Origin of the sequence: Leptospira fainei serovar Hurstbridge str. BUT 6 (genome assembly GCF_000306235.2) — a bacterium.
Classification (GTDB): Bacteria; Spirochaetota; Leptospiria; order Leptospirales; family Leptospiraceae; genus Leptospira_B; species Leptospira_B fainei.
Genome location: NZ_AKWZ02000010.1, coordinates 927,829 through 946,774, shown reverse-complemented (window position 1 = coordinate 946,774; position 18,946 = coordinate 927,829). Strand labels below are relative to the sequence as shown.

Sequence of the window (18,946 nt, the reverse complement as noted above, 5' to 3'; positions counted from 1 at the left end):
ATCAAACTAAAAACTAATTTTTAACTTCTAGGAAGGATGACTTTAAATGTTGTGCCTCCGGGTTTCGAGTCGAGTTCTATTCGACCGCTATGTTTAAGTATGATTCTTCTAGAAATATCAAGCCCGAGTCCGCTCCCTTCTCCGGGACCTTTCGTCGTGAAGAAAGGATCGAAGATCTTTGCTTTTACTTCGGCAGGAATTCCCGGACCGTTGTCCCATATGGAAACCGTCACGTCGTTGTTGGATTCGCGAATGGAAATCTTAATCTTTCCTTTGAACTTCATTGCTTGTAGAGAATTGTAAATAAGGTTGGTCCAAACTTGTAATAAATCGTCCGGAAAAGCCGGTACTTTCGGTCGAATCGGAAAATCCAATTCAATCTCCACTCCGCTCTTCATTTGATTATGATAAATGGTCAATACCGTTTCGATATTTTCTACTAGATCCGTCTCTACTTTTCTACCGCCGAAATCGATGTGGGCGTAATTTTTTAAAGCATAAACTATCTTCGAAGTTCGATCCACGGCTAATCGTATCGAATTTACATTCTTAAACGTTTGAATTTCCTCGATCGCAAAATCGAGAAGCGGGAAATTGGATGAGTCGCCGAATAGATCCGGAAATTCCTTTAAAGCGACTTGGAGTCCTGTATCCATTATTCTATCCGCTAGATCGTAGGCGTTTTCGAAGCCGATTTCCGCGAGCTTATTTTTAATATCTTTTAATACGATTCTTCGCTCCTCACGGGTGAGTTGTGATTCTTTGCTTTCTAAACCGCATCGGATAAAATTTGAAAGATTATGAATAAGAAATGGATCGGCAGAAGAGAGCATCGTTCCCAATTTCTCGAGTCTATCCGCCGAAGAATTCAAATAGGCTTTTAGTTCGCCGCTTAAGGCGGATATTGCACCTAAAGGATTGTTTATCTCGTGAGCGATTCCCGCAACTAGTTGCCCTAGCGCGGCCATTTTCTCGGATAGAATGAGTTGGTCCTGTGTTTTACGAAGGTTATCCAATGCGGAAGCGAGCTCGGAAGTACGGATAGTGACGGCCTTTTCCAATTCTTCTTTCGCTTCCTTCCTTTCCGCGTTCAACAAGAGTTGGGTGACTTGTTCGGTTACTGTTACCGCGAATTGAGATTCGTATCCTTTCCATTCCCGCAAATTTCCCCGATGTTCCAGACAAACGACTCCCTTAATCCGGCCTCTTAAGAATACGGGTGCGTCAAGGAGAGAGGTAATATTTAAAGGAGCGCAATAAATAGAGGCGAATTCTTTTGTACGAGAATCGTTGATTACGTCTTTTACGTCCAGGAACCGTCCGGCCTTTATGGCTTCGAAATAATCAGGATAATCCGATAGTTGGATGGAAATACTTTCAAGGAAGCTGTCCTTCGCTCTATCCCAACCGGCGATCAATGTCCAAATCTCGTCGCTTCCCTTATCAAAAATCCAGATCGAAGCTCGGTCACAATCAAGCGTCTCGGAAGCCATTTTGGAGATTTTTTTTGCAGCCGCCTCTAAACTCCCGGAAACAAATTCGGGGTCCCTTGTCATTTCCAAAAACGCTTTTGCCTGCATCGAGAGCCTTTGAGCCTGTTCTTCCTTTTCCTTTGCGGCAGCCTTTGATAGGGTAATATCTCGAGTGATCGCAATCAACGAAGGAGATTTTCCCAAATTGACGACCCGCGCTGAGAAGCTGGTGTCGACTTTCGATCCGTCTTTACGCGTCAGTTGAACGTCGAAGTCTCGCATGACTCCTTTTTCGCTTAACGTTTCAACGATCTTACTACGAACTTCATTCGTCCAGATTCCTAACCCAACGGATGTGCTGCCTATGGCGTCCTCTTTCGGATACTGAAGCATCTCCGTAAACCTTTCGTTTACGCTGATATACGTTCCCGTTGTTAATTCAGAAATCGTAATAGTATCGGGATTCATTTCGAATACCCGTTCGAATAGTTCCTTACTCTCCTCTAATTGGGCAAAATATTCGTCTCTCTCTGCCTCGATTTTTTTCTTTTCGGTAATATCGATCAAAAGGGCGAGCAGCATTTGTCGATCGTTCATTCTGAAAATTCGGTTACCCGATAATACCTGTCGTTGAGTACCGTCGGAATGAAGTATAGTCGCCTCGATACTCCCGGTCCATCCCTTCTCTTTCAGTTCGGCTAATAACGTTTTACGATCGATATTCTTTTGCCAAATTCCAAGTTCGAGGGAAGACTTTCCGATAATCTGTTCCCGCCGATATCCTATTAAATCGCAATAAGATTGATTTACCTGTCGGTAAACACCCGTTTCTAAATCGGACAAGGAGACTGCAGCGGGATTTAACTGGAACATACGTTCGAATAGATCCTTATTATAAAGAATCTCTTCGTTTAATCTTTTCGCTTCTTCTTCGGCTTTTTTTCTTTCCGAGATATTCGTGCTTACTGAGATAACGTGAGGACGTCCGTTGAGAGTTACCATACGACCCGAATATAAAACCGGTATCGCCGTACCATCAGAGGCTTTGAATACGGTCTCCTTACTTGCGACTTCGTTTTTCGTCTCTAGAGATTCATAAACATAGGATCTAAATTCCGGGTCTAAATCCCATATATGTAAGTCGGGAGTTGTCTTGCCGATTACCGCATCACGAGAAAATTGAATTAATTCCAAATATCGTTCATTTACGTCCACGATACGCCGAGTCTCCCAGTCGGTAAGCACAACTGCAGAAGGAATTAGCTGAAATAATTTTTGAAATAGCTCCCGGCTTTTTTCCAACTCTTTCGCTAACGATTCTAGCCTTTCCCGAGATTCTTTGATATCGGAGATATCATGACCGATCGCTAGGATTTTCTTTTCTCCTTTCGATTCGAACATTCTAGCTGAAAATAAAATGGATCGAATTTTTCCTTCGACCGTTTTCATATTGATTTCCAGATTTCTTACCATTCCGGTGGTTCGTAAACCTTCGAGCACACGCGCTCGATCCGTCAAATCGTAATATACGCCTAATTCGATCGGGGTTTTACCTAAGACTTCTTCTTTGGTTTTTCCAACATACTCCAGAAAAAGATCGTTCGCTTCGAGATAGGTTCCGTCCGCTTTCGAGAGAGTGATCGCCGACGGGTTAAGCCGAATGATTTGATCAAGGATTTCCTGCTTTTCCTGAATATCTTCTAATAGTTTTCTCTTCTCTCTTTCTTCTTTGATACGATCGGAGATTGGAGCGGTGATTGTGAGAAGAACCGCCGACCCTTTGTATTCCACGATTTGCGCCGAGAAAAGTCCCCAAAACTCCTCTCCTGATTTTCTTCTAAATAGAAGTTCTAGGTTATTTACCCAACCTTTCTCTCGGATCATTTCCATCGTTCGCGTGCGGGTATCCGCATCTTGCCAGATCCGCAATTCGACGGTTGATTTACCTATTAGCTCTTCGAAAGTATAACCGACTTCTTCTTCGAACCGTGTGTTGACATCTATTAGCTTTCCGGAAATTATTTCCGATATGCTCATCGGAAGAGGATTTAGATCAAAAATTCGCTTAAGCGCTTCCCAGCTTTCTTTGGTTTTTTGATAGTTTTGCGAATTTAATCGGTCTCTCGTTTTGTTTTGGGTTATATCTCTAAAAGTTCCCCAAATTAATTTCCTTTGCCCTTTGGATTCGGTTAAGTAATACATTTTTACCGACACGGAAACTAACGTTCCGTCTTTACGAATGATTTCTTTTTCATATTCGTCAGTGTAACCGTTTGGAATAAGTTGTTCTTTGATCAAGTCGGCTTCGATATATTTCCACCGATCGGCGGTCAATTGCCAGATATTTTGGGATTTTAATTTCGTTCGGGTATAGCCTATAAGCTTTAAAAAAGAGTCATTGGCATCGAAAATAACTCCGTCCACATCGGCTATAGCGATGCCATCTCGACAAGATTCGAAAATTTGCAAAAGAAGCTCTGATTCTAAGAAGCGAGGATCCAATTCACTGATTCCGATACGAATATATTAGAAGGCTAAAAAATAACAATCCATAGCCGGAACCGAAACCATTTTTTCGGAACTCTAAAAGTCTTTTCTGAAAATTGATATCAAATAATCCGTATTCATAACAGAGCTTATCTAACGTAGATTTCACCCTTTAACGGAAAGTCGCTAAAATCTGCCTATTTTGTGAGAGTTCTTTGACGACTTACTACATTTCCGGGTTCCATTTTCGCCGGATATTTTAATGAAAAAATAAATTTACAACTTCGAAGCGATAGTCTTTACTCGATAACTCAATGTTAGAATTCCTCGGTTTCATTACGTTTATAGTTCTCATTTTTTTCTTAATTTACCCCTTTATATTAGGCTCGAGAGTAACGGAGTTAAAAGAAAAAGTCCGCCAACTCGAAGATAGAATAAAAGAGCTTGAATTACCTTCAAAATCTCCGTTACGGGAGAAAGATCGAATTCCTGATGAAAAACCGATTTTAGCAAAAGAATCGATCGTATTGCCGGCAAAAGAGAGAGGAGGTTCCGAATCTAAGAAAAAGGCAGTTTCATCGATTCCAGTATCGTCACCTTTAGAATCACTTCCATCTCCTAAAAGAAATCCCGTGAGATCTCAGACTTGGGAAAAAGTCGAGAAGATAGTAGCTCAGAATTGGACGGGGATACTTGGGACGATCATTTTAGTCATGGGTATCGGATTTTTAGCGATCTACGCCGCGTTAAAAGTTTCGCCGCTTCTTAGATTTTCAATGGTTTTAGGGATAGCGGTAGCGTTATACGCAGCTTCACTCTATCTTTTAACGAAAGAATTTTGGAAACAAATCTCATACTGGCTTAAAAGCGCTTCGGGTGCGGTGGTTCTTTTTGCTTGCGTCGGCGCCGCTTCTCTGCCCGGAATGAAATGGATAGAAAATGAGATTCTAGCGCTCGTTATTGTACTCGGTGGAATTTCGATAAATTTATCGTTAGCTTGGTTTGCTTCCTTGCAAAGATTTGCAAGTTTACATATTGTTCTGAGCCTACTCGCCCTCGCTATCTTGCCTTCCACAAACTTGGTGTTTTGCGTCGGAGCGGGTGTCGCGGTTTTTAGCGCGGCCTTATCCTATAAAGCAAAATGGGAATATCATCTTCTACAGACAGTTCTCTCTTTCCTAGTCGTTAATTTTCTCTTTAAAAACCATATCATTTCATCCGATGGGGGATATGAACCCATGGCTCGGATTTTCGGAATTATCGGGACCGGATCGGTCGGATTACTGTCTCTATTGGTTCATTATCGAAAAGCATATGCTACGGAAAAACTGGAAATACTTCCTTTTATCACTCATTTTGTTTCCTGGTTAAGCGTGGGTTTAGGATTTGCCCTGTACGCCACGGGATCGAGATGGAATGCGCCGGTCCTGATTTTTATATCAATATTAATTTTCTTGCATGCTCGCAGGGCGCGAAAAATCGGAATTCGCTGGCTCTATCTTACCGATACATTGGTTTCCTTAGGAATCGCATTTCTAGGTGTTGTATTTCTTGGTCGCTGGGAGCTAGGGTATTTATCGATTACTTTGATTGTAAGCGTACTTTTTCTACTATTTTTTATAGCCGCATCGGAGGAGAAGGAAGAACTTTTACGATGGATTGGCGGAGCACTTCTTCATTTTTCCTTTTTATCGTACATTATCATTTTATGGTCTTTGGCCGAACAGATGCAGGATCTTAGCTCCTGGAGGAATATTGCCGCTACGCTTAGCGTAATTTTTCTTACCTTTGTGATACAGGCCATCGATTCAATTCGATATTCTCGACAATCCGATTCCTGGGATGATATTTACGGTTTCTCGGAAGTGATGAAAGTATCACCTTCGGGGATCCTTTCCGGATTTCTTGCTGCAGGTTTATGCTATCAATGCGCCGACATAAAGGGCGCGGAGTATTTTCTACCCGTATTCGGCGTTCTTCTATTGATCCTGCGACAAAGAACGAACTGGAATGGGTTAGGCATCGGTTTGTTTCCGTTTACTATCGCTATTCATTCTCTCGTTATCTATGCGGCAAGAAATTCGGGTCCTTGGGAGCAGCTGGTTCAAGATTTACCGTTGATTGCATTTTGTTTAATTGCCATTCCCCTATCGAAAATTAATAGAAACGACGAAGCTCCAACATACCTGTCCCAGCCCGGAGCAACCATACTATCTTTACATATTATCGTGCAAATTTTCCTAATCGCCGGGCCGGTATCGCCTATATTACCGGGAATCCTTTGGTTAATCTTCTCCATTTTTTATTTGGAATTTTACGTATTCGTTTCGGCAAAGTCCTCGGTTTGGATTTCCGATTGGCGTAAGAGTCTTGTTAATTCCGGAATGGTATGGGGCGGATTTGCGTTAACTTTTATCGCCCTTTTTATCGGCGCACATATTTTAGTTCAGCTTCAATCCGAAATTTATATCGGAATATTCAAAGTTAGACTTTTAATTCAAATCTTTGCAATCGGCGTATTTCTTTATTGGGCGAACACGTCCGTACTTGGAGTGGGAAAGGATGTCGGAATTAGTCAAAAAATCTTCCCCCTATTTTGGGAACTTTCACTGATAACGGGCGCCATCGCTTCGGCATTAGAGATTCCGAGCAATTGGTTGCCTGTCGCTTGGATCCTGCTGGCATTCCTTACGGAACAGTTAAGTCGACGGGTTTCAACGATTACAAGATTCCACTTTTATTCTTTGATTCTGTTCTGGATTTCATGCATTCACACGGCTTTTCTATCAAGTTCCAATACGACTCCATCATCTTTTTGGACTGATCAAGAATGGGTCGGCGGTTTGATATCTTTATTTTTTCAGACGGCCTATCTTATTATGATCTATACTCACCCGTCGTTTCAACGGGAAGAACGGGATGGATTTCCGGGAGCGATTAACCGTTTTGCGGAAAAAATTCATACGAAAATTAATATTCTTATCTTCTATCCGTTATTCTTAACCGTAGCTTTATTTCTTTTTTGGAGTTTTGATACCGCATTCTTAACGTTGCTATGGATGACGGAGGTCTTTATCGTTTTTCTTATCGGGCTATTTCTCAAAGAGAACCATTTCCGTTACGTTTCGTTATCTGCAATGGTTATCTGTTTACTCAGATTAATTTTTTGGGATCTTTCCAAATCATCGACGATCACCAGAGCACTTGTCTTTCTCGGAGTCGGCGGGATTTTAATCTTAATGAATACGATTTATAGCAAATACAGAAATACGGAAGGAAAAGAACCGAATGCTAAATAAGAGATTTTATGCGTTTATTTTATTGGTCGTTTTCGGCATAGCATTAGGATTCGTTGTTGCGTTTAACAAAGTCGGCGTGGAAAAACCTGCAACTTTAGCGCCCGCATTTCAGTTACTTGGAAAACCGGTCAAAACTTTAGACAGGGCTTTAACCAAGGTTCTTCCGATCGATAACCTGGACGAAAAGGAACTGGGCGATGCTATTGCCGATAGATATGCGAATTATGGAAGTACGGAAAACACGAAAGATTTAGCTTACTTACAAGGATTAACCGCAAAGCTTACGGATGGAAATAAAAAAGGATTTAATTATAGAATTCTAATTATGGAAACTTCTCAGGCTAACGCTTTTGCAATGCCGGGCGGCATTCTATTCGTAACGTCCGGACTTTTGACTTCGGTAAAATCCGAATCGGAGTTGGTTGCCGTATTGGGGCATGAAATCGGACACGTGGAACTTTCCCATTGTATGGACGGAGTCCGATTCGAATTATTAAGTCGTAAAATCGGCTCCTCGACGTTGGGCGAACTTGCCGACATCACTGTCGGAGTTTTATTGCGACCTTCTTTCAGCAAAAACCAGGAAGGCGAATCCGACGAATACGGATACAAAATCCTAGTTCGAGAGGGATACGACCCGTTCGCTATGGGGCGCATGTTTCAAAGGTTAAAGGAATCTTCCGGAGGAAGAGAACGACAGGAATCTCCGATAGGAGAATATTTTATGACGCATCCTTACCTGGATCTTCGCTCCGAAAAGTTTCGGGAAAAGGCAAAAAAGCAGGAGGCAGGAATGTATTATGTCGGAGAAAAAAACCTGTCTAACCGAACGAGTAAATTTGAATTAGAATACGAGGATGAATTTATAAAAAGGGATTAAAAAGACTAACATCCCAGGTATAGATCGGTTTCCCGGAAAAGTTCAGCCGGTGAGACCGAAAAACTTTCCTTCCTGATTGGAAATTTCTTCCACGTACTTCGGTCATAGTAAAGACAGAAAGTATGAAAAAGCCTTTATGTTTGATTCTGCCTCTTTTTTTTACCGCGACTGTCCTGTCTGCTCAGGTTTCTCGCGTAATTACGGTAACAGGCTTTGCGAAGGTCGGAATGCCTGCGGAGATTTCCGAAATTAAAGTGGGTATAGAGTCTGAGGCGAAAACTGCCGAAGAGGCTTACCTGAAGACTTCCAAAAAATCCGATGAACTGGTTCGGATATTAAAAACGTACAAAACTCTCGGTCTCCAAACCGAGAGCATCAGAGTATTTCCTTTGTACGAATATTCTAAATCTTCTTTACATGCTTTGCAAGAAGCGGCCATAGATGCTCGTCAAAAATCAGAAGCGGTTCTTTCTGCCTTAGGATTGAAGGCCAAGGAAATTATAGAAATACAGACTGACGGCGGAAATCAAGATCCTTTGTCACAACAACAGTTACGAGTCATGGCTAAGGAAAGTAACAATTCGCCTGTGGAAGGAGGAACGTTATATCGGGAAGCAAGAGTAACTTTGCGAATTTCTTATTAAAAAATCTGCAATTTTCCTGAAAAAACTGTGTCCAGCAGTTCGGTTTTCGGTATATGGTACTTAAGGAATGTTACCTGAGTGCCGGGCGAAAGCTAGCCTTGGTTAACATATATCCAATTCTCTTCACTATTCTCACTACGTGAGCGACCCCGCAAGGGGTCGCTCCGGTCTTTTGAAAAAATTTTCTATTTCGATACGGGATATGTTCGAATCCCAGCCCTCGCCGAAATTCCGTGAAGAAAATCACAAGTCTTTTAGAATTTCCGTTTTCTTACGTTCGTATTCTTCTTTAGTGATAAGACGTTTTTCCAATAATTCCTTTAAGACTTTTAAACGTTCTTCCGCACCTTTTGTCGGTTTTTGCGGGTTTGAAGAAGTTTTGCCAACGGGTAATTTTGCGGTCCAAAATAGAGGGCGGACACAGATTCGATTTTGATTCTTTTCGTTGGTGGGTATAACGCTAGCATATTCGAGACCTTCCGGACGTATTTCGGAAAGAAAGACTTCGTTTCTGGACGAGGCGATCGGTTCCTGAATCGGATATAGAATCCAATCTCGGAGAGTATATGTGGTTTGAAAATCGACGACTTGACCGATTTCTCCGAAATCTAAAACTAAACAGTTCCCATTGTTATGAACGTAAAAGATCGTTCTTCGAATCCTCAGACCTGGTCGGATCGGATCTTCTCGCTTTAAAATTATTTGATATCCTTTCGGAGCGCCGTCAGGTATTTCCTGCTCGGCTTTGTATAGCAATTCCGCTAACTTTCTTGCTTCATCTTCCGAAAATAATCGAACTAGTTCTTTTGCTCCGACCAATGAATCGGAAATGCCGATATATTTAAACAGGATCTGCCAACGGCGGCTAAATTCCGCTTTTTCATCTTCATCGAAATGCACTCCGCTGAGTACGGAGGTTGCGATTGGTAACCATTTTTCGGGTTCTAGAAATATAGGTGTTTCGGGATTTTTATGAATGTAGAAGAAAACGATGGAATCCGATACGGATGCCATTCCCTTTTTTTGGTTGGAGAGACAGCCGCTTCCGATCCAGAAAATTAAAATAGTAAAAAAGGCTTTAAGAGCGATCTTTTTTATTGGCGTCACCTTTCTTAAGGATGTTTCCAATTTTTCCAAGTTCCTCGGGCTTGATTTTAGCGCCGGCGGCTTTTCTATTTTCGGCCTGTATCTCTCTGTAGACTTCGGCTCTATGTACGGAAACCTCTTTCGGAGCTTTTACTCCGATCTTAACTTGGTCTCCCTTAATATCCACGATTACGATTTCTATGTCATCGCCGATAATGATGGATTCATTAGTTCTTCTGGCAAGTACGAGCACTTAGGACATCTCCACGGTGGCGCTTTCAAGAATCTTTTCCCGAACGGAGTGAGCTTCGTTTCTTGAAATAAATTGTCTACCCGTTAAGCTGGCCTTGTTTATCAAAATCGGACCTTGTAAATTCGCGGTCATAGATGCCGGATCATCGCCGGGAATCGTAACGATTACTAGAACGAGAGCTTCCGAAACTTCCTTTAGATCGATTTGAGAAAGTTCGTCTACGTTCAATGAAGGCAGATATTCTTTCTTGAATAAGGAGGGGGGAATGACTACGAAAGCTAGTTCCACTTCGTCGACCGACTGCAGCCATTTAAAAACCGACTCTTCTTCTTCTTCAATTAATGCGAAGTTTTTATATCCCGCAAAACCGAGTAACCCTTCCGGAAAGCGAATCATTTGACGCTCCGATACCCGAATTTTTCCGAAGGGTTTGCTTTGGATTTCGACCATAACCGACCTTTTTACGGGGCCCTTTTGGGAGACCGCCATTAGTTTAACCGTTTCCGGCATGCCTACAAGGAAAATTCCTATAGCACGCTGGGAAATCCTACATCCTATCTGAGGAAGTCCATCAGAGTAGGTTTAATAATTTTAGAACCTACATTCAACGCATATTGATGAATCGTTTCCAACCATTTGAGATTCATGATGGTCTCCGGGAAGTCTATACCTTCGTTCTTAGCGAGGAGTTCCGTCATGTAAGACTTATCGAATTCGACCCTTTGAGAATGTTCTTCCATCCGATTCATTCTCGCACCCGTAATTGCACGGTAGCGAAGCACGTTTTCCAATGCCAAGTCCAAGTCTTGAATGTCCCGGCCAGAAATCCTTTCCTGATCTTTTTGAATCAGATCGTTTCTGAATTGAATAAGTACGTCAAAAATCGAAAGTCCCGTGACAGTGGCGGATTTACTATAATTGTTTGGCGGTTCGGAATTTGCAGAATCGATCAATCCGATGTCGCGGAGTACCGTTCCACCATCGGTATCTTCCAGCCAAATTTGGTGCGGGGCGGTCGAGCTTAAGCTGATATTATCCTGCGCGAGTTTATTGGCTTTAACTTCGATAGGCGCATTATTAATTTTATCAATAATATCGTCGATCGTATCCCCGGCAGAAACTTGAATTTCAGTACCATCGATCTTAAATTTTTGATCCGAGACCGCGACGTAACCCGAATTGTCCACACGGCTTGTAACGCTCATGTTCGTTCCCCAGAAAACTTTATTTCCGGGAATCGTAACGGGAATGTATTCACCCTTTTCAATTTCGCGAATTTGTTCGCCGATATCGCCTCGGTATTCCACGCCGATATACTGATTCTTTAATTCAAGGCCTTGTAGACCTTTGATTTTCGATTCGATGGGTTCAAACGGAGGACGCTCGATGACGTGTCCTCCGAAAAGGGGACGTCCGGTGGCATCGCGAGTGTTTGCTATATCCACAAGGGCTCTGAGTAGTTCGTCAATTTCCTTGCCGACTGCGACTTCCAATTCGAATCCTTTATCGCCTTGATAAATTCCGTTGGAAGCCTGGACTGCAAGAACTCTTGCTCTTTGAAAAAGATTTCCGATTCTATCCAGCTCGCCGTCGATTTGCTGAAGTCTACCGAATCCGTCGTCGATATTCGCCTGAAATGTCTCCAATTCGTTTATACGAGAACGGAAAAACATCTGGTTTGTCGCTCTGCCCGGGTCATCCGAAGGCGTTTTTATACGTTGTCCTGTCCCGAGTTGGTTTTGAGTTTCGTCTAAAGCAACCTGATGACGATTTAACGTCCTAACCAGGCTGTTGTTTTGCATCATGTTCGTGATCCGCATCATGGCTTCGCCTCCTTGCTATTCCTCGCGGAAGTTTATGCACCCAATCGATTGATGATCGTATCCAGAATTTCGTTCATGGTATTAATCATCTTTGCGGAAGCGTTATAGGAATGTTGGAATTGGACCATATTGGCCATCTCTTCATCGAGGCTTACTCCCATAACGGATTGCCTCATATTTTCGAGCTCTGTCATTAGGTCGGTTTGAATTCCCCATTCCTGTTTCGCTTCTCTCGCTTCGGTGCCTAACTTTGATATGAGTGAGTTGTAAAAATCATCCGTAGTTTTGGAATAATCCACCATTACCGGATTATTTCTTAAAGCGGAAGCTACTAACAATGCGTTGCGTCCGTCCTTATGTCCGCCGGGGGAATTATAATCTCCGGTTCCTCCCACATCTTTTCCTCGAGCAGCGGCGATGTTAGCGACATTGTTAGCGATTTGCTCGTTGATTCTAAAATGTGAAGAAGGGTGAAAATGCGGCGATAAAGTAATATCTTCCGGCTTCGATTGAAGTTTCGTTATTTCGCCCAATCGTTTATAGTCGTAAGCTCCCGTCGGTCCGGAAGCCATGAGAATCCCGGTCAATCCCACTAACAGATCGCCCGAATCTTCCAAATGTCGGAGAATAAAATTCTTTTTAGGAGAATCCTCAGCAACCGTCGCTTTAAGAGCGAGTTGGTTGTCATGGTTCATATAGGCCACGATTCCGACTTTCGATGCGTTGATTCTCTTAATAATACCGTTTAAGGTATCGTTTGCGGAGTAAGGAACCAATACTTGTGTTTCCTTCTCATCGGGACGATGGAATGTAAGTGTTCCTCCGATTCCGATCGGTCTATCCGGATCAAGCGTATTCTTTCCGGTGGCTCTAAAGACGGCAGTGATATCATTTTGACCGTCGCCGTCGGAATCGTATTCTCCGAAAGTATTCAGGGCCAAGGACCGAATATCGAAGAAGTTTTGATTCGTGTTTCCGTTAACGCCGAATCCGTCCTTATGGATCTCGTTAATGACATCCATAACGTTAACTGCAAGTGCGTCTACCTGGTCGATTTTTTCTCTTAGGACCTTATCTCGAACTTCTACCAGTCCTTGAAGCCGGCCTTTCCGAAGAAGAACGGGGTCCCCGGTCGTTTGCCAATATAGGTCGAGTAAACCGTCTTTTGCGGGATTGCCTAGGATGTCTATCTTACTGGCTTTTCCACCCTGGACTAGAATTTGTTGGCCGATAAAGACCATCAACTCATCCTCGTCGCCCCTCCCGATCGTGATATCGGTTAATCCGGATAATTCCTGCAATAACGAATCTCGTTTGTCGTAAAGATCGTTCGGTCGATCTCCCAACGCTTCCGATTTAGAGATTCTTTCATTTAAAGTACGGATATTTTCCGCGATTACGTTCAGATGTAAAGCATGCGATTCGATTTCACGATTAGCTTGGTCACGTAGTTGGGTGAGCTTACGATAGACATCCTCCATTCGGCTTCCAAGTCCTTGGGCTTTCTCGAGAACGACGGATCTATGAGCGTTGTCTTCAGGATAGTTGGATAATTCTTCCCATGAAGACCAGAATTTATCCATTAAAGTACGGAGAGTCGTTCCGTTGGGTTCGTTAAAGATTGTTTCAGTTTGATAAAGGTATTCGTTTTTAGCGGCCCAGTAATCTTTTACACCTGAGGTTTCTATGATGCGATCATCGATAAAGTTGTCTCTTACTCTCTCAATGGACGCAATTTCGACTCCCTGTCCGATCTGGCCTGGAAGGTTGGCTCTATTTAATGAAGGTTCATATAAGGGATCCGTCGCCTGCATCACGACTCTCTGGCGAGAATAGTGCTTATTGTCGGCGTTAGAAATATTATGCCCTGTCGTCTGCAGAGCTTGTTGGTGGGCGGTTAGGCCTCTTTTACCGATTTCGAGTCCGGAGAATGTTGATCCCATAAATTTCTCCCTCCTTTCCTTGATTGCCTCTTACGCAGAGGCGTTTACTAAAACCGAAGAACGTTTGCGGGGAGTTCTTACAGTGACCGGGCTATCGTCTTCGTATGTGGACACTTCTCCGCTTTTCACGTTCTCTCTCATCGCTTCGATCGTAACTTGTAGGAACTCCTGCCGAGTGCGGATTAAGCGATCGTTGGCCTTAATTCGTTCCTTCAATTTATGCACGGTATCTTTTAATTGAGTCCCTAGATGCTTTAATTTATGCCCCGATTCGCGATCGAGTTTATTGAGGAAATCCGTTAGAGTTAGAGGAGTTATATCTTGAACGGAATTAATACTGCCGGATTGGTGCACTTCTTCCATCGCGTTCATTCGCACCCTTTCCAGTTCGCTTGCGTGAACGATCAGTTCGTACGTATTCTTCGCGATTTTTTCCAGCGACTTCCCGTCGGCTTTTGTCACTGCCGCAGTCTTTTCTATTTCTAACTCCAGGATTTCGGAGTATAAGCGGATCTCTTCCTTAAATAAAGAGTAAATCCGTTCCAACCATTCCTCTTTTTGTAACGTCATAGTTCGGGTCCTGTTCCTTCCCATCGGCTAATCCGAAAATTTTATGAGGGGTTTTTATCTAAATTGGAAAAGGATGAAATTTGATTTTTGAAAAAATGGAATGGAAATATCGATTTTATAGAAATTCTCTTCCGGGATTTTGTCAGGAACAGACTTATAAGAGACATAATTTTAGGATCATAAATTTGAGAGAAACTAGCCTGAGTGTAGATCAGTCCGGGAACAAAATTCCGGTATTCGCGGAATAGAAATGTGGACTTTTCAAAATGAATTCATCCAAAAAGCTACAGATCAAGAAAGTGAATTTAAAATGTTTAATTCGATTATCAGCGAATGCGCATTTAATCTTGTCTCGGAAGGCGGATATCTCTTAGAAAATTCGGAAGAAATTCTCTTTCAGGAGAAGATGATTCAGTCTGGAGCTGCGGTTAATCGACGGGGTTCAATCCGATTTTTTTCAGTTCTATCTTTGAACGATTATTTCGAAATCCAACGTCGTACTATCCGTGTTCGGATCAAATGAATAGAATCTCGGAATCCATCTCAGATTTTACTATTTTCCTTCCATAGTAAAACCTAAGGTTATCGGGAAAAAAATTTCCTGACCCGTCAGAATAAAAACCGAAACTAGTAGAGTATTTCATTATGACGATTGAAGCAACCCGCCGGAACCTCGGACTTTTGACTTTTTTAATCCTAGTCTTCTGCCAAACTTTACTCATCGACGCCAGAGAGGATTCTTCCTCGGACAAACTTGCGATAATAAAAAAAGGTTCGACTCTCCCGAAAGTTTTAACTTCCGGAAAGCCAGAAGGAAAAAAATCTCAAAAGAAGGACAGCGATCGGATCGGGATGGCGAAAAGGCCTAAACGAGGGCCGGGAGAAGTTGTAGAAAAAAAAGAATCTCTTTTTTCCTTCACTCTGTCCGCTCGTAAGTTTGCTCAAGGAGAAGTGCTTTTTCTTTCGATTTCTCCCGAAGCACATTTATTTTCGAAATTGGATCGAGTGAAAGTGACTTGGGAAGGGAACGAATTATCCGTTTCTAAGAAAGAGGGAACGATATCGGTTTTTATTCCGATTTCCCCGGAATTCTCGAAATCTTCCGGAATACTCGAGATAACCGAAAAGAATTTATTCAGAAAAAATGAATCTAAGAAATACGAAATTCCGATTCGGAAAACTGCATTTGCTACGACGAAAGTTTCCCATTTAACTATGGATAAGCAATATACTTCGGATAAACTTCCTGAAGAAACGATGACCTTTATTAGAGAATGCTCGGAGGCAAAATCCAAAGCATTCCATTCGAAGACGGATCTTCAGATTGCATCCGATTTCGAATATCCGGTTTCAAAGCCGATTTTAAACAGCCCCTTTTACAAAAGAAGAATTTATAACAAGGAAAAGGGAAAGCCCCATGGCGGAGTGGATTTTAAAGGCGGTGTAGGGGAACCTATTTATGCTATCAACGACGGGTCCGTCATTCTAGCTAGGCCGATGCATTACGAAGGAAACTTTACCGTCATAGATCATGGATCGGAGATCTATTCGCTTTATATGCACCAATCGGAATTGCTCGTAAAGGTCGGGGATAAAATTAAAAAAGGCGATCTAATCGGGAAAGTCGGTACGACAGGTATGTCTACAGGGCCTCATTTGCATTTGGGACTGCGTATCCACGGAACTATGGTCGACCCGTTATCGGTAATTCAAACCAAACTATTTCAGGTAAAGAAAGAAACCCGGAAATAGGCTTTCCTTTTTTAACGAAGTCTCTTTTGCAACATAGTGGACAATGTCGGGGTATTTTTTATGATTCGACCTTACGGAGATTCGTATGAACCCCTTAGTCAGTAGAAAAGATTTTTTGAAAACTACAGCCCGCTTCGCCTTGGCGGCGGGATCCCTATCGACTTTACCGGTTACTATTCAATCTTGTTCTAATTCTCCGGAAGGAGCTGTGGATCGGGACCTTCGATTTTCGAATTTTGAAGAAGCTGATCGTGTAATTGAAATATTAAGTAAGACAAAGAAAGTCGTCCAATACGGAGACTGGAGTCCGTTTCAAATTCTTATCCATTGCGCCGAAAGTATCGAATATTCTATTACCGGTTTCCCCGAAAACAAATCGGCTCTTTTTCAATCTACGATCGGCAAGATGGCATTTACGACATTTTCAATAAGAGGCAAAATGTCTCATGATTTAAACGCTCAAATTCCCGGAGCGCCTCCATTACCGAGAACGGGAAGCATCGAGGATGGAGCGGTTGCATTAAGAAAATCTTTTGAAGCATTCATCAACCATAAAACCGATTTTGCTCCCCACTTTGCATACGGGAAATTGAGTAAGCAAGAATATGAATTAGCTCACGCGATGCATATCGCTAATCACCTCAGCTTCTTAAAATGGTAAAATTTATTCCCGGGTGACGCTGCTTAGGATAGTTTCCACCGATTCCTCATGTCTCCGATTCTTAATTAGGCTTTCGGTAACATGGAAGAGCAAAGAGTCTCCTTGGTTCGTTTCGGAAAGCACAAATATGCCGGTCTTAGCGTATCTTGGATGCAACACATCGTAGAAAGTCCAAAATTTCCCCGAATATCGGTTATTAAAGTCCTCGTGCTCCAGCTCGTTCAATTCCTCTATATCTCCTCGATTTACGAGCAAATCCAGATATTTCTTAAACTCCGTGATTAGAGGATCGATTTCGACGTAAGGCTGAGGAGTATGGAAGATTCGAATATAAGGATATCTATTCGGGTCTTTGTCGCTCGTGGAAATGACTCCCGCAATCTGACCGGTTCCGGTTTTGTCTTCCCATGTGAGATCTTTCGGATTATGAAAATAGAAATCCTCCGGAAGTTTTAAAGAGAGTCGCAGATCGGGATTCGATAGCATCCTTGTGTTTTCATCAAAGTTCCATCTGGTTAAATTTTGTTCCTGGAAAGCAGGTTTAAAATGTAGGTACGCCACCCAGGCTTCGGTAAATTGCAGAGCTTTAAAGCTTCCGAGCCCGGAAGCTAGAACTAAAACTCCTAGGAATCCGGCTTTATAATAGATTTTATTTTCCAGAAACCGAACGGAAAAAACACAAAGACAATAGATGGTGAAAAATAAAATTCCGGATCGGTTATCGAAGAATTCCGTAAGGTAGCAGACCAAGACGGAAAGTAAGAACAGACCGGCTTCTATCCAAGGAACAAGGGCCGTCGGTGGGCGCGAGATTCCCACTTCAGCGAAAATTGCCGGCACCTCGACTCGGGATTCGAGTTTGCGATAGGAGAATACGATTCCCCAAAAGAGTAGCGTCGAAGCGAGGTACCCGATCAGCGCGAGACTAATCATCCAAAATAAAGGTAAATGAGATTCGTGATACAGTAGAAAGTAAAGAGCAAAGACGGAATAGACTATAAAGAGTTTCCTTGTAAAGGAAAGTTCTTGCAGCTTCTTCAGGAGGGTTGTTCCTTTTTCCCATCCCGGAACTTTGCGGAGCAAATTCATGAGCCAGATCACCCAGTTCTTCTCCAATATGAAGATGGACTTCGATAGGTTGAGTCAATCCATTGACGACCTAGTGAAAACCTATTACGCCATCGTTAATTTCCTGGAGATAGTTTCCAACCTCTTTCCTTTGGACTTAATTCTAGTTTTAATCTTTTCTATTCCCTTATTGCTCGTCTTTAATAGCTTATCTCCTTCCTCTCCTAGAATCAATTATACCTTGGCGGTCCTGCTTGTTTCCGGAATACGCATTTTTTTGCAGCATTCTATTTCCCAGTCTTGGGAGGTTTTTGCCGCTTCAAAAACAGCCTTAATTCTTTTATTGCCTGCTTACGGATTTCTCTTGATTCGTTTTTTCTTTGTTCGCGTGCGTAAATTGATTTCGAGGAAAAAAGCGTTATCGCCGCGAAACTTGGAAGAATCCCTAGGAGCTTTGCAGTCCGCATATCGAACCTTAACCATAGAAATTTATTCCGAATTGGATTCCATAGGGAGCGAGCCGGTTTACCGTAAGAACAAGTTTTTGCCAGCGTTAAAAGAATTAGAAGAAGCGACTATTGGAATGCGTCGCTTGCTAGAAGCAGGGAAAGTTGCAGGGGATTTATTAAACGTCGAAGACAAAATCGATCGATAAAACGGCTATTCGATCGATTTGAAGAGATCTTTCACCGCGTCTTTTGCTTTCGATTGGGTATAATCTTCCCGGTCGATCAGAATGAATTCCATTCCTTCCTTTTCAATTCGGGCCAGGACTTTTGCGATTTCTCCGGGGGTTTTTAGATTCGTTGCGAGATATTTAAATTTGGAGCCGCACTTCGGACAAGAACGATCCTTTGTATAATTCAGTCCTAAATGTTTACAATTTCCGCAAGTTCCGTAGAGATCGTCGATTATTAGTAGGTGCGAAGTGACTTCGCTTACGCTCATCTTTTTCCAGACCCGAATGTATTTTCCGTCGTCCGCTTGCATGGCCTTTATAAGTTATCG

General features: G+C 42.5%; 15 protein-coding genes. 6 read left to right on the top strand and 9 right to left on the bottom strand.

The annotated features are described in order from the left end of the window. Window positions 1-20 precede the first annotated feature (20 nt). Window positions 21-3,983: a PAS domain S-box protein gene (locus LEP1GSC058_RS13580; RefSeq protein WP_408605703.1), complete on the bottom strand. Its 3,963-nt coding sequence runs from the start codon at window positions 3,981-3,983 to the stop codon at window positions 21-23. A 290-nt stretch (window positions 3,984-4,273) separates the two neighbouring features. On the opposite strand from LEP1GSC058_RS13580, the gene LEP1GSC058_RS13575 reads away from it, so the two are divergent. The 3 genes from LEP1GSC058_RS13575 (at window position 4,274) to LEP1GSC058_RS13565 (ending at window position 8,782) form a co-directional block, all read left to right on the top strand. Beyond that, a complete protein-coding gene (locus tag LEP1GSC058_RS13575) occupies window positions 4,274-7,258 on the top strand; it encodes a DUF2339 domain-containing protein (RefSeq protein WP_016549996.1) in 2,985 nt (994 codons plus the stop codon). Then, window positions 7,248-8,138 carry a M48 family metallopeptidase gene (locus tag LEP1GSC058_RS13570; protein ID WP_016549432.1) on the top strand — a complete coding sequence of 297 codons (891 nt, stop codon included), beginning with the start codon at window positions 7,248-7,250 and terminating at the stop codon, window positions 8,136-8,138. Before LEP1GSC058_RS13575 ends, LEP1GSC058_RS13570 begins: the two co-directional genes overlap by 11 nt. A 122-nt stretch (window positions 8,139-8,260) precedes the next feature. Then, a complete protein-coding gene (locus LEP1GSC058_RS13565; protein WP_156860689.1) occupies window positions 8,261-8,782 on the top strand; it encodes an SIMPL domain-containing protein in 522 nt (173 codons plus the stop codon). Window positions 8,783-9,025: 243 nt separating this feature from the next. Here the strand turns inward: LEP1GSC058_RS13565 and LEP1GSC058_RS13560 are convergent, their stop codons facing one another. From LEP1GSC058_RS13560 to LEP1GSC058_RS13535, 6 genes are all read right to left on the bottom strand, one after another. Further along, entirely contained in the window at window positions 9,026-9,889 is an 864-nt protein-coding gene (locus LEP1GSC058_RS13560; protein WP_232224694.1) for an SHOCT domain-containing protein, read from the bottom strand. Further along, window positions 9,861-10,121 (bottom strand): carbon storage regulator CsrA, encoded by a 261-nt coding sequence (gene csrA, locus LEP1GSC058_RS13555; protein ID WP_016549625.1) that lies wholly within the window; start codon window positions 10,119-10,121, stop codon window positions 9,861-9,863. Before csrA ends, LEP1GSC058_RS13560 begins: the two co-directional genes overlap by 29 nt. Beyond that, window positions 10,122-10,571: a flagellar assembly protein FliW gene (gene fliW, locus LEP1GSC058_RS13550; RefSeq protein ID WP_039948651.1), complete on the bottom strand. Its 450-nt coding sequence runs from the start codon at window positions 10,569-10,571 to the stop codon at window positions 10,122-10,124. Between the two features lie 104 nt (window positions 10,572-10,675). Next, window positions 10,676-11,941, bottom strand: coding sequence for a flagellar hook-associated protein 3 (locus tag LEP1GSC058_RS13545; protein ID WP_016549606.1), 1,266 nt, complete (start codon window positions 11,939-11,941; stop codon window positions 10,676-10,678). Between the two features lie 35 nt (window positions 11,942-11,976). After that, window positions 11,977-13,887: a flagellar hook-associated protein FlgK gene (gene flgK / locus LEP1GSC058_RS13540; RefSeq protein WP_016550295.1), complete on the bottom strand. Its 1,911-nt coding sequence runs from the start codon at window positions 13,885-13,887 to the stop codon at window positions 11,977-11,979. A gap of 30 nt (window positions 13,888-13,917) precedes the next feature. After that, complete coding sequence (locus LEP1GSC058_RS13535) at window positions 13,918-14,457, bottom strand: flagellar protein FlgN (RefSeq protein WP_016549344.1); 540 nt, start codon at window positions 14,455-14,457, stop codon at window positions 13,918-13,920. Between the two features lie 645 nt (window positions 14,458-15,102). Between LEP1GSC058_RS13535 and LEP1GSC058_RS13525 the strand changes: the two genes are divergently transcribed. Both LEP1GSC058_RS13525 and LEP1GSC058_RS13520 read left to right on the top strand, forming a co-directional pair. Next, the gene (locus LEP1GSC058_RS13525; protein WP_408605696.1) at window positions 15,103-16,209 is read left to right on the top strand and encodes a M23 family metallopeptidase; all 1,107 of its coding nucleotides are present in this window, start codon (window positions 15,103-15,105) and stop codon (window positions 16,207-16,209) included. A gap of 85 nt (window positions 16,210-16,294) precedes the next feature. Then, entirely contained in the window at window positions 16,295-16,870 is a 576-nt protein-coding gene (locus LEP1GSC058_RS13520; protein WP_016549934.1) for a DUF1569 domain-containing protein, read from the top strand. A gap of 3 nt (window positions 16,871-16,873) precedes the next feature. Here LEP1GSC058_RS13520 and LEP1GSC058_RS13515 read toward each other — a convergent pair whose 3' ends face one another. Continuing rightward, window positions 16,874-17,959, bottom strand: a complete 1,086-nt coding sequence (locus LEP1GSC058_RS13515) for a hypothetical protein (protein WP_016549425.1) — start codon at window positions 17,957-17,959, stop codon at window positions 16,874-16,876. Here LEP1GSC058_RS13515 and LEP1GSC058_RS13510 point away from each other — a divergent pair. Next, entirely contained in the window at window positions 17,958-18,593 is a 636-nt protein-coding gene (locus tag LEP1GSC058_RS13510; RefSeq protein WP_039948389.1) for a hypothetical protein, read from the top strand. The two genes, LEP1GSC058_RS13515 and LEP1GSC058_RS13510, sit on opposite strands and share 2 nt — an antisense overlap. Before the next feature lie 5 nt (window positions 18,594-18,598). On the opposite strand, the gene LEP1GSC058_RS13505 is transcribed toward LEP1GSC058_RS13510, so the two are convergent. After that, entirely contained in the window at window positions 18,599-18,928 is a 330-nt protein-coding gene (locus LEP1GSC058_RS13505; RefSeq protein WP_016550402.1) for a hypothetical protein, read from the bottom strand. Between the last annotated feature and the right edge of the window lie 18 nt (window positions 18,929-18,946).

Coding starts and splice junctions, on each gene's coding strand:
- LEP1GSC058_RS13525 (WP_408605696.1), top strand. CDS start 15,103: ATGACGATTGAAGCAACCCGCCGGAACCTCGGACTTTTGACTTTTTTA.
- LEP1GSC058_RS13520 (WP_016549934.1), top strand. CDS start 16,295: ATGAACCCCTTAGTCAGTAGAAAAGATTTTTTGAAAACTACAGCCCGC.
- LEP1GSC058_RS13575 (WP_016549996.1), top strand. CDS start 4,274: ATGTTAGAATTCCTCGGTTTCATTACGTTTATAGTTCTCATTTTTTTC.
- LEP1GSC058_RS13505 (WP_016550402.1), bottom strand. CDS start 18,928: ATGCAAGCGGACGACGGAAAATACATTCGGGTCTGGAAAAAGATGAGC.
- LEP1GSC058_RS13535 (WP_016549344.1), bottom strand. CDS start 14,457: ATGACGTTACAAAAAGAGGAATGGTTGGAACGGATTTACTCTTTATTT.
- flgK (WP_016550295.1), bottom strand. CDS start 13,887: ATGGGATCAACATTCTCCGGACTCGAAATCGGTAAAAGAGGCCTAACC.
- LEP1GSC058_RS13515 (WP_016549425.1), bottom strand. CDS start 17,959: ATGAATTTGCTCCGCAAAGTTCCGGGATGGGAAAAAGGAACAACCCTC.
- LEP1GSC058_RS13545 (WP_016549606.1), bottom strand. CDS start 11,941: ATGCGGATCACGAACATGATGCAAAACAACAGCCTGGTTAGGACGTTA.
- LEP1GSC058_RS13570 (WP_016549432.1), top strand. CDS start 7,248: ATGCTAAATAAGAGATTTTATGCGTTTATTTTATTGGTCGTTTTCGGC.
- LEP1GSC058_RS13565 (WP_156860689.1), top strand. CDS start 8,261: ATGAAAAAGCCTTTATGTTTGATTCTGCCTCTTTTTTTTACCGCGACT.
- fliW (WP_039948651.1), bottom strand. CDS start 10,571: ATGGTCGAAATCCAAAGCAAACCCTTCGGAAAAATTCGGGTATCGGAG.
- LEP1GSC058_RS13510 (WP_039948389.1), top strand. CDS start 17,958: ATGAGCCAGATCACCCAGTTCTTCTCCAATATGAAGATGGACTTCGAT.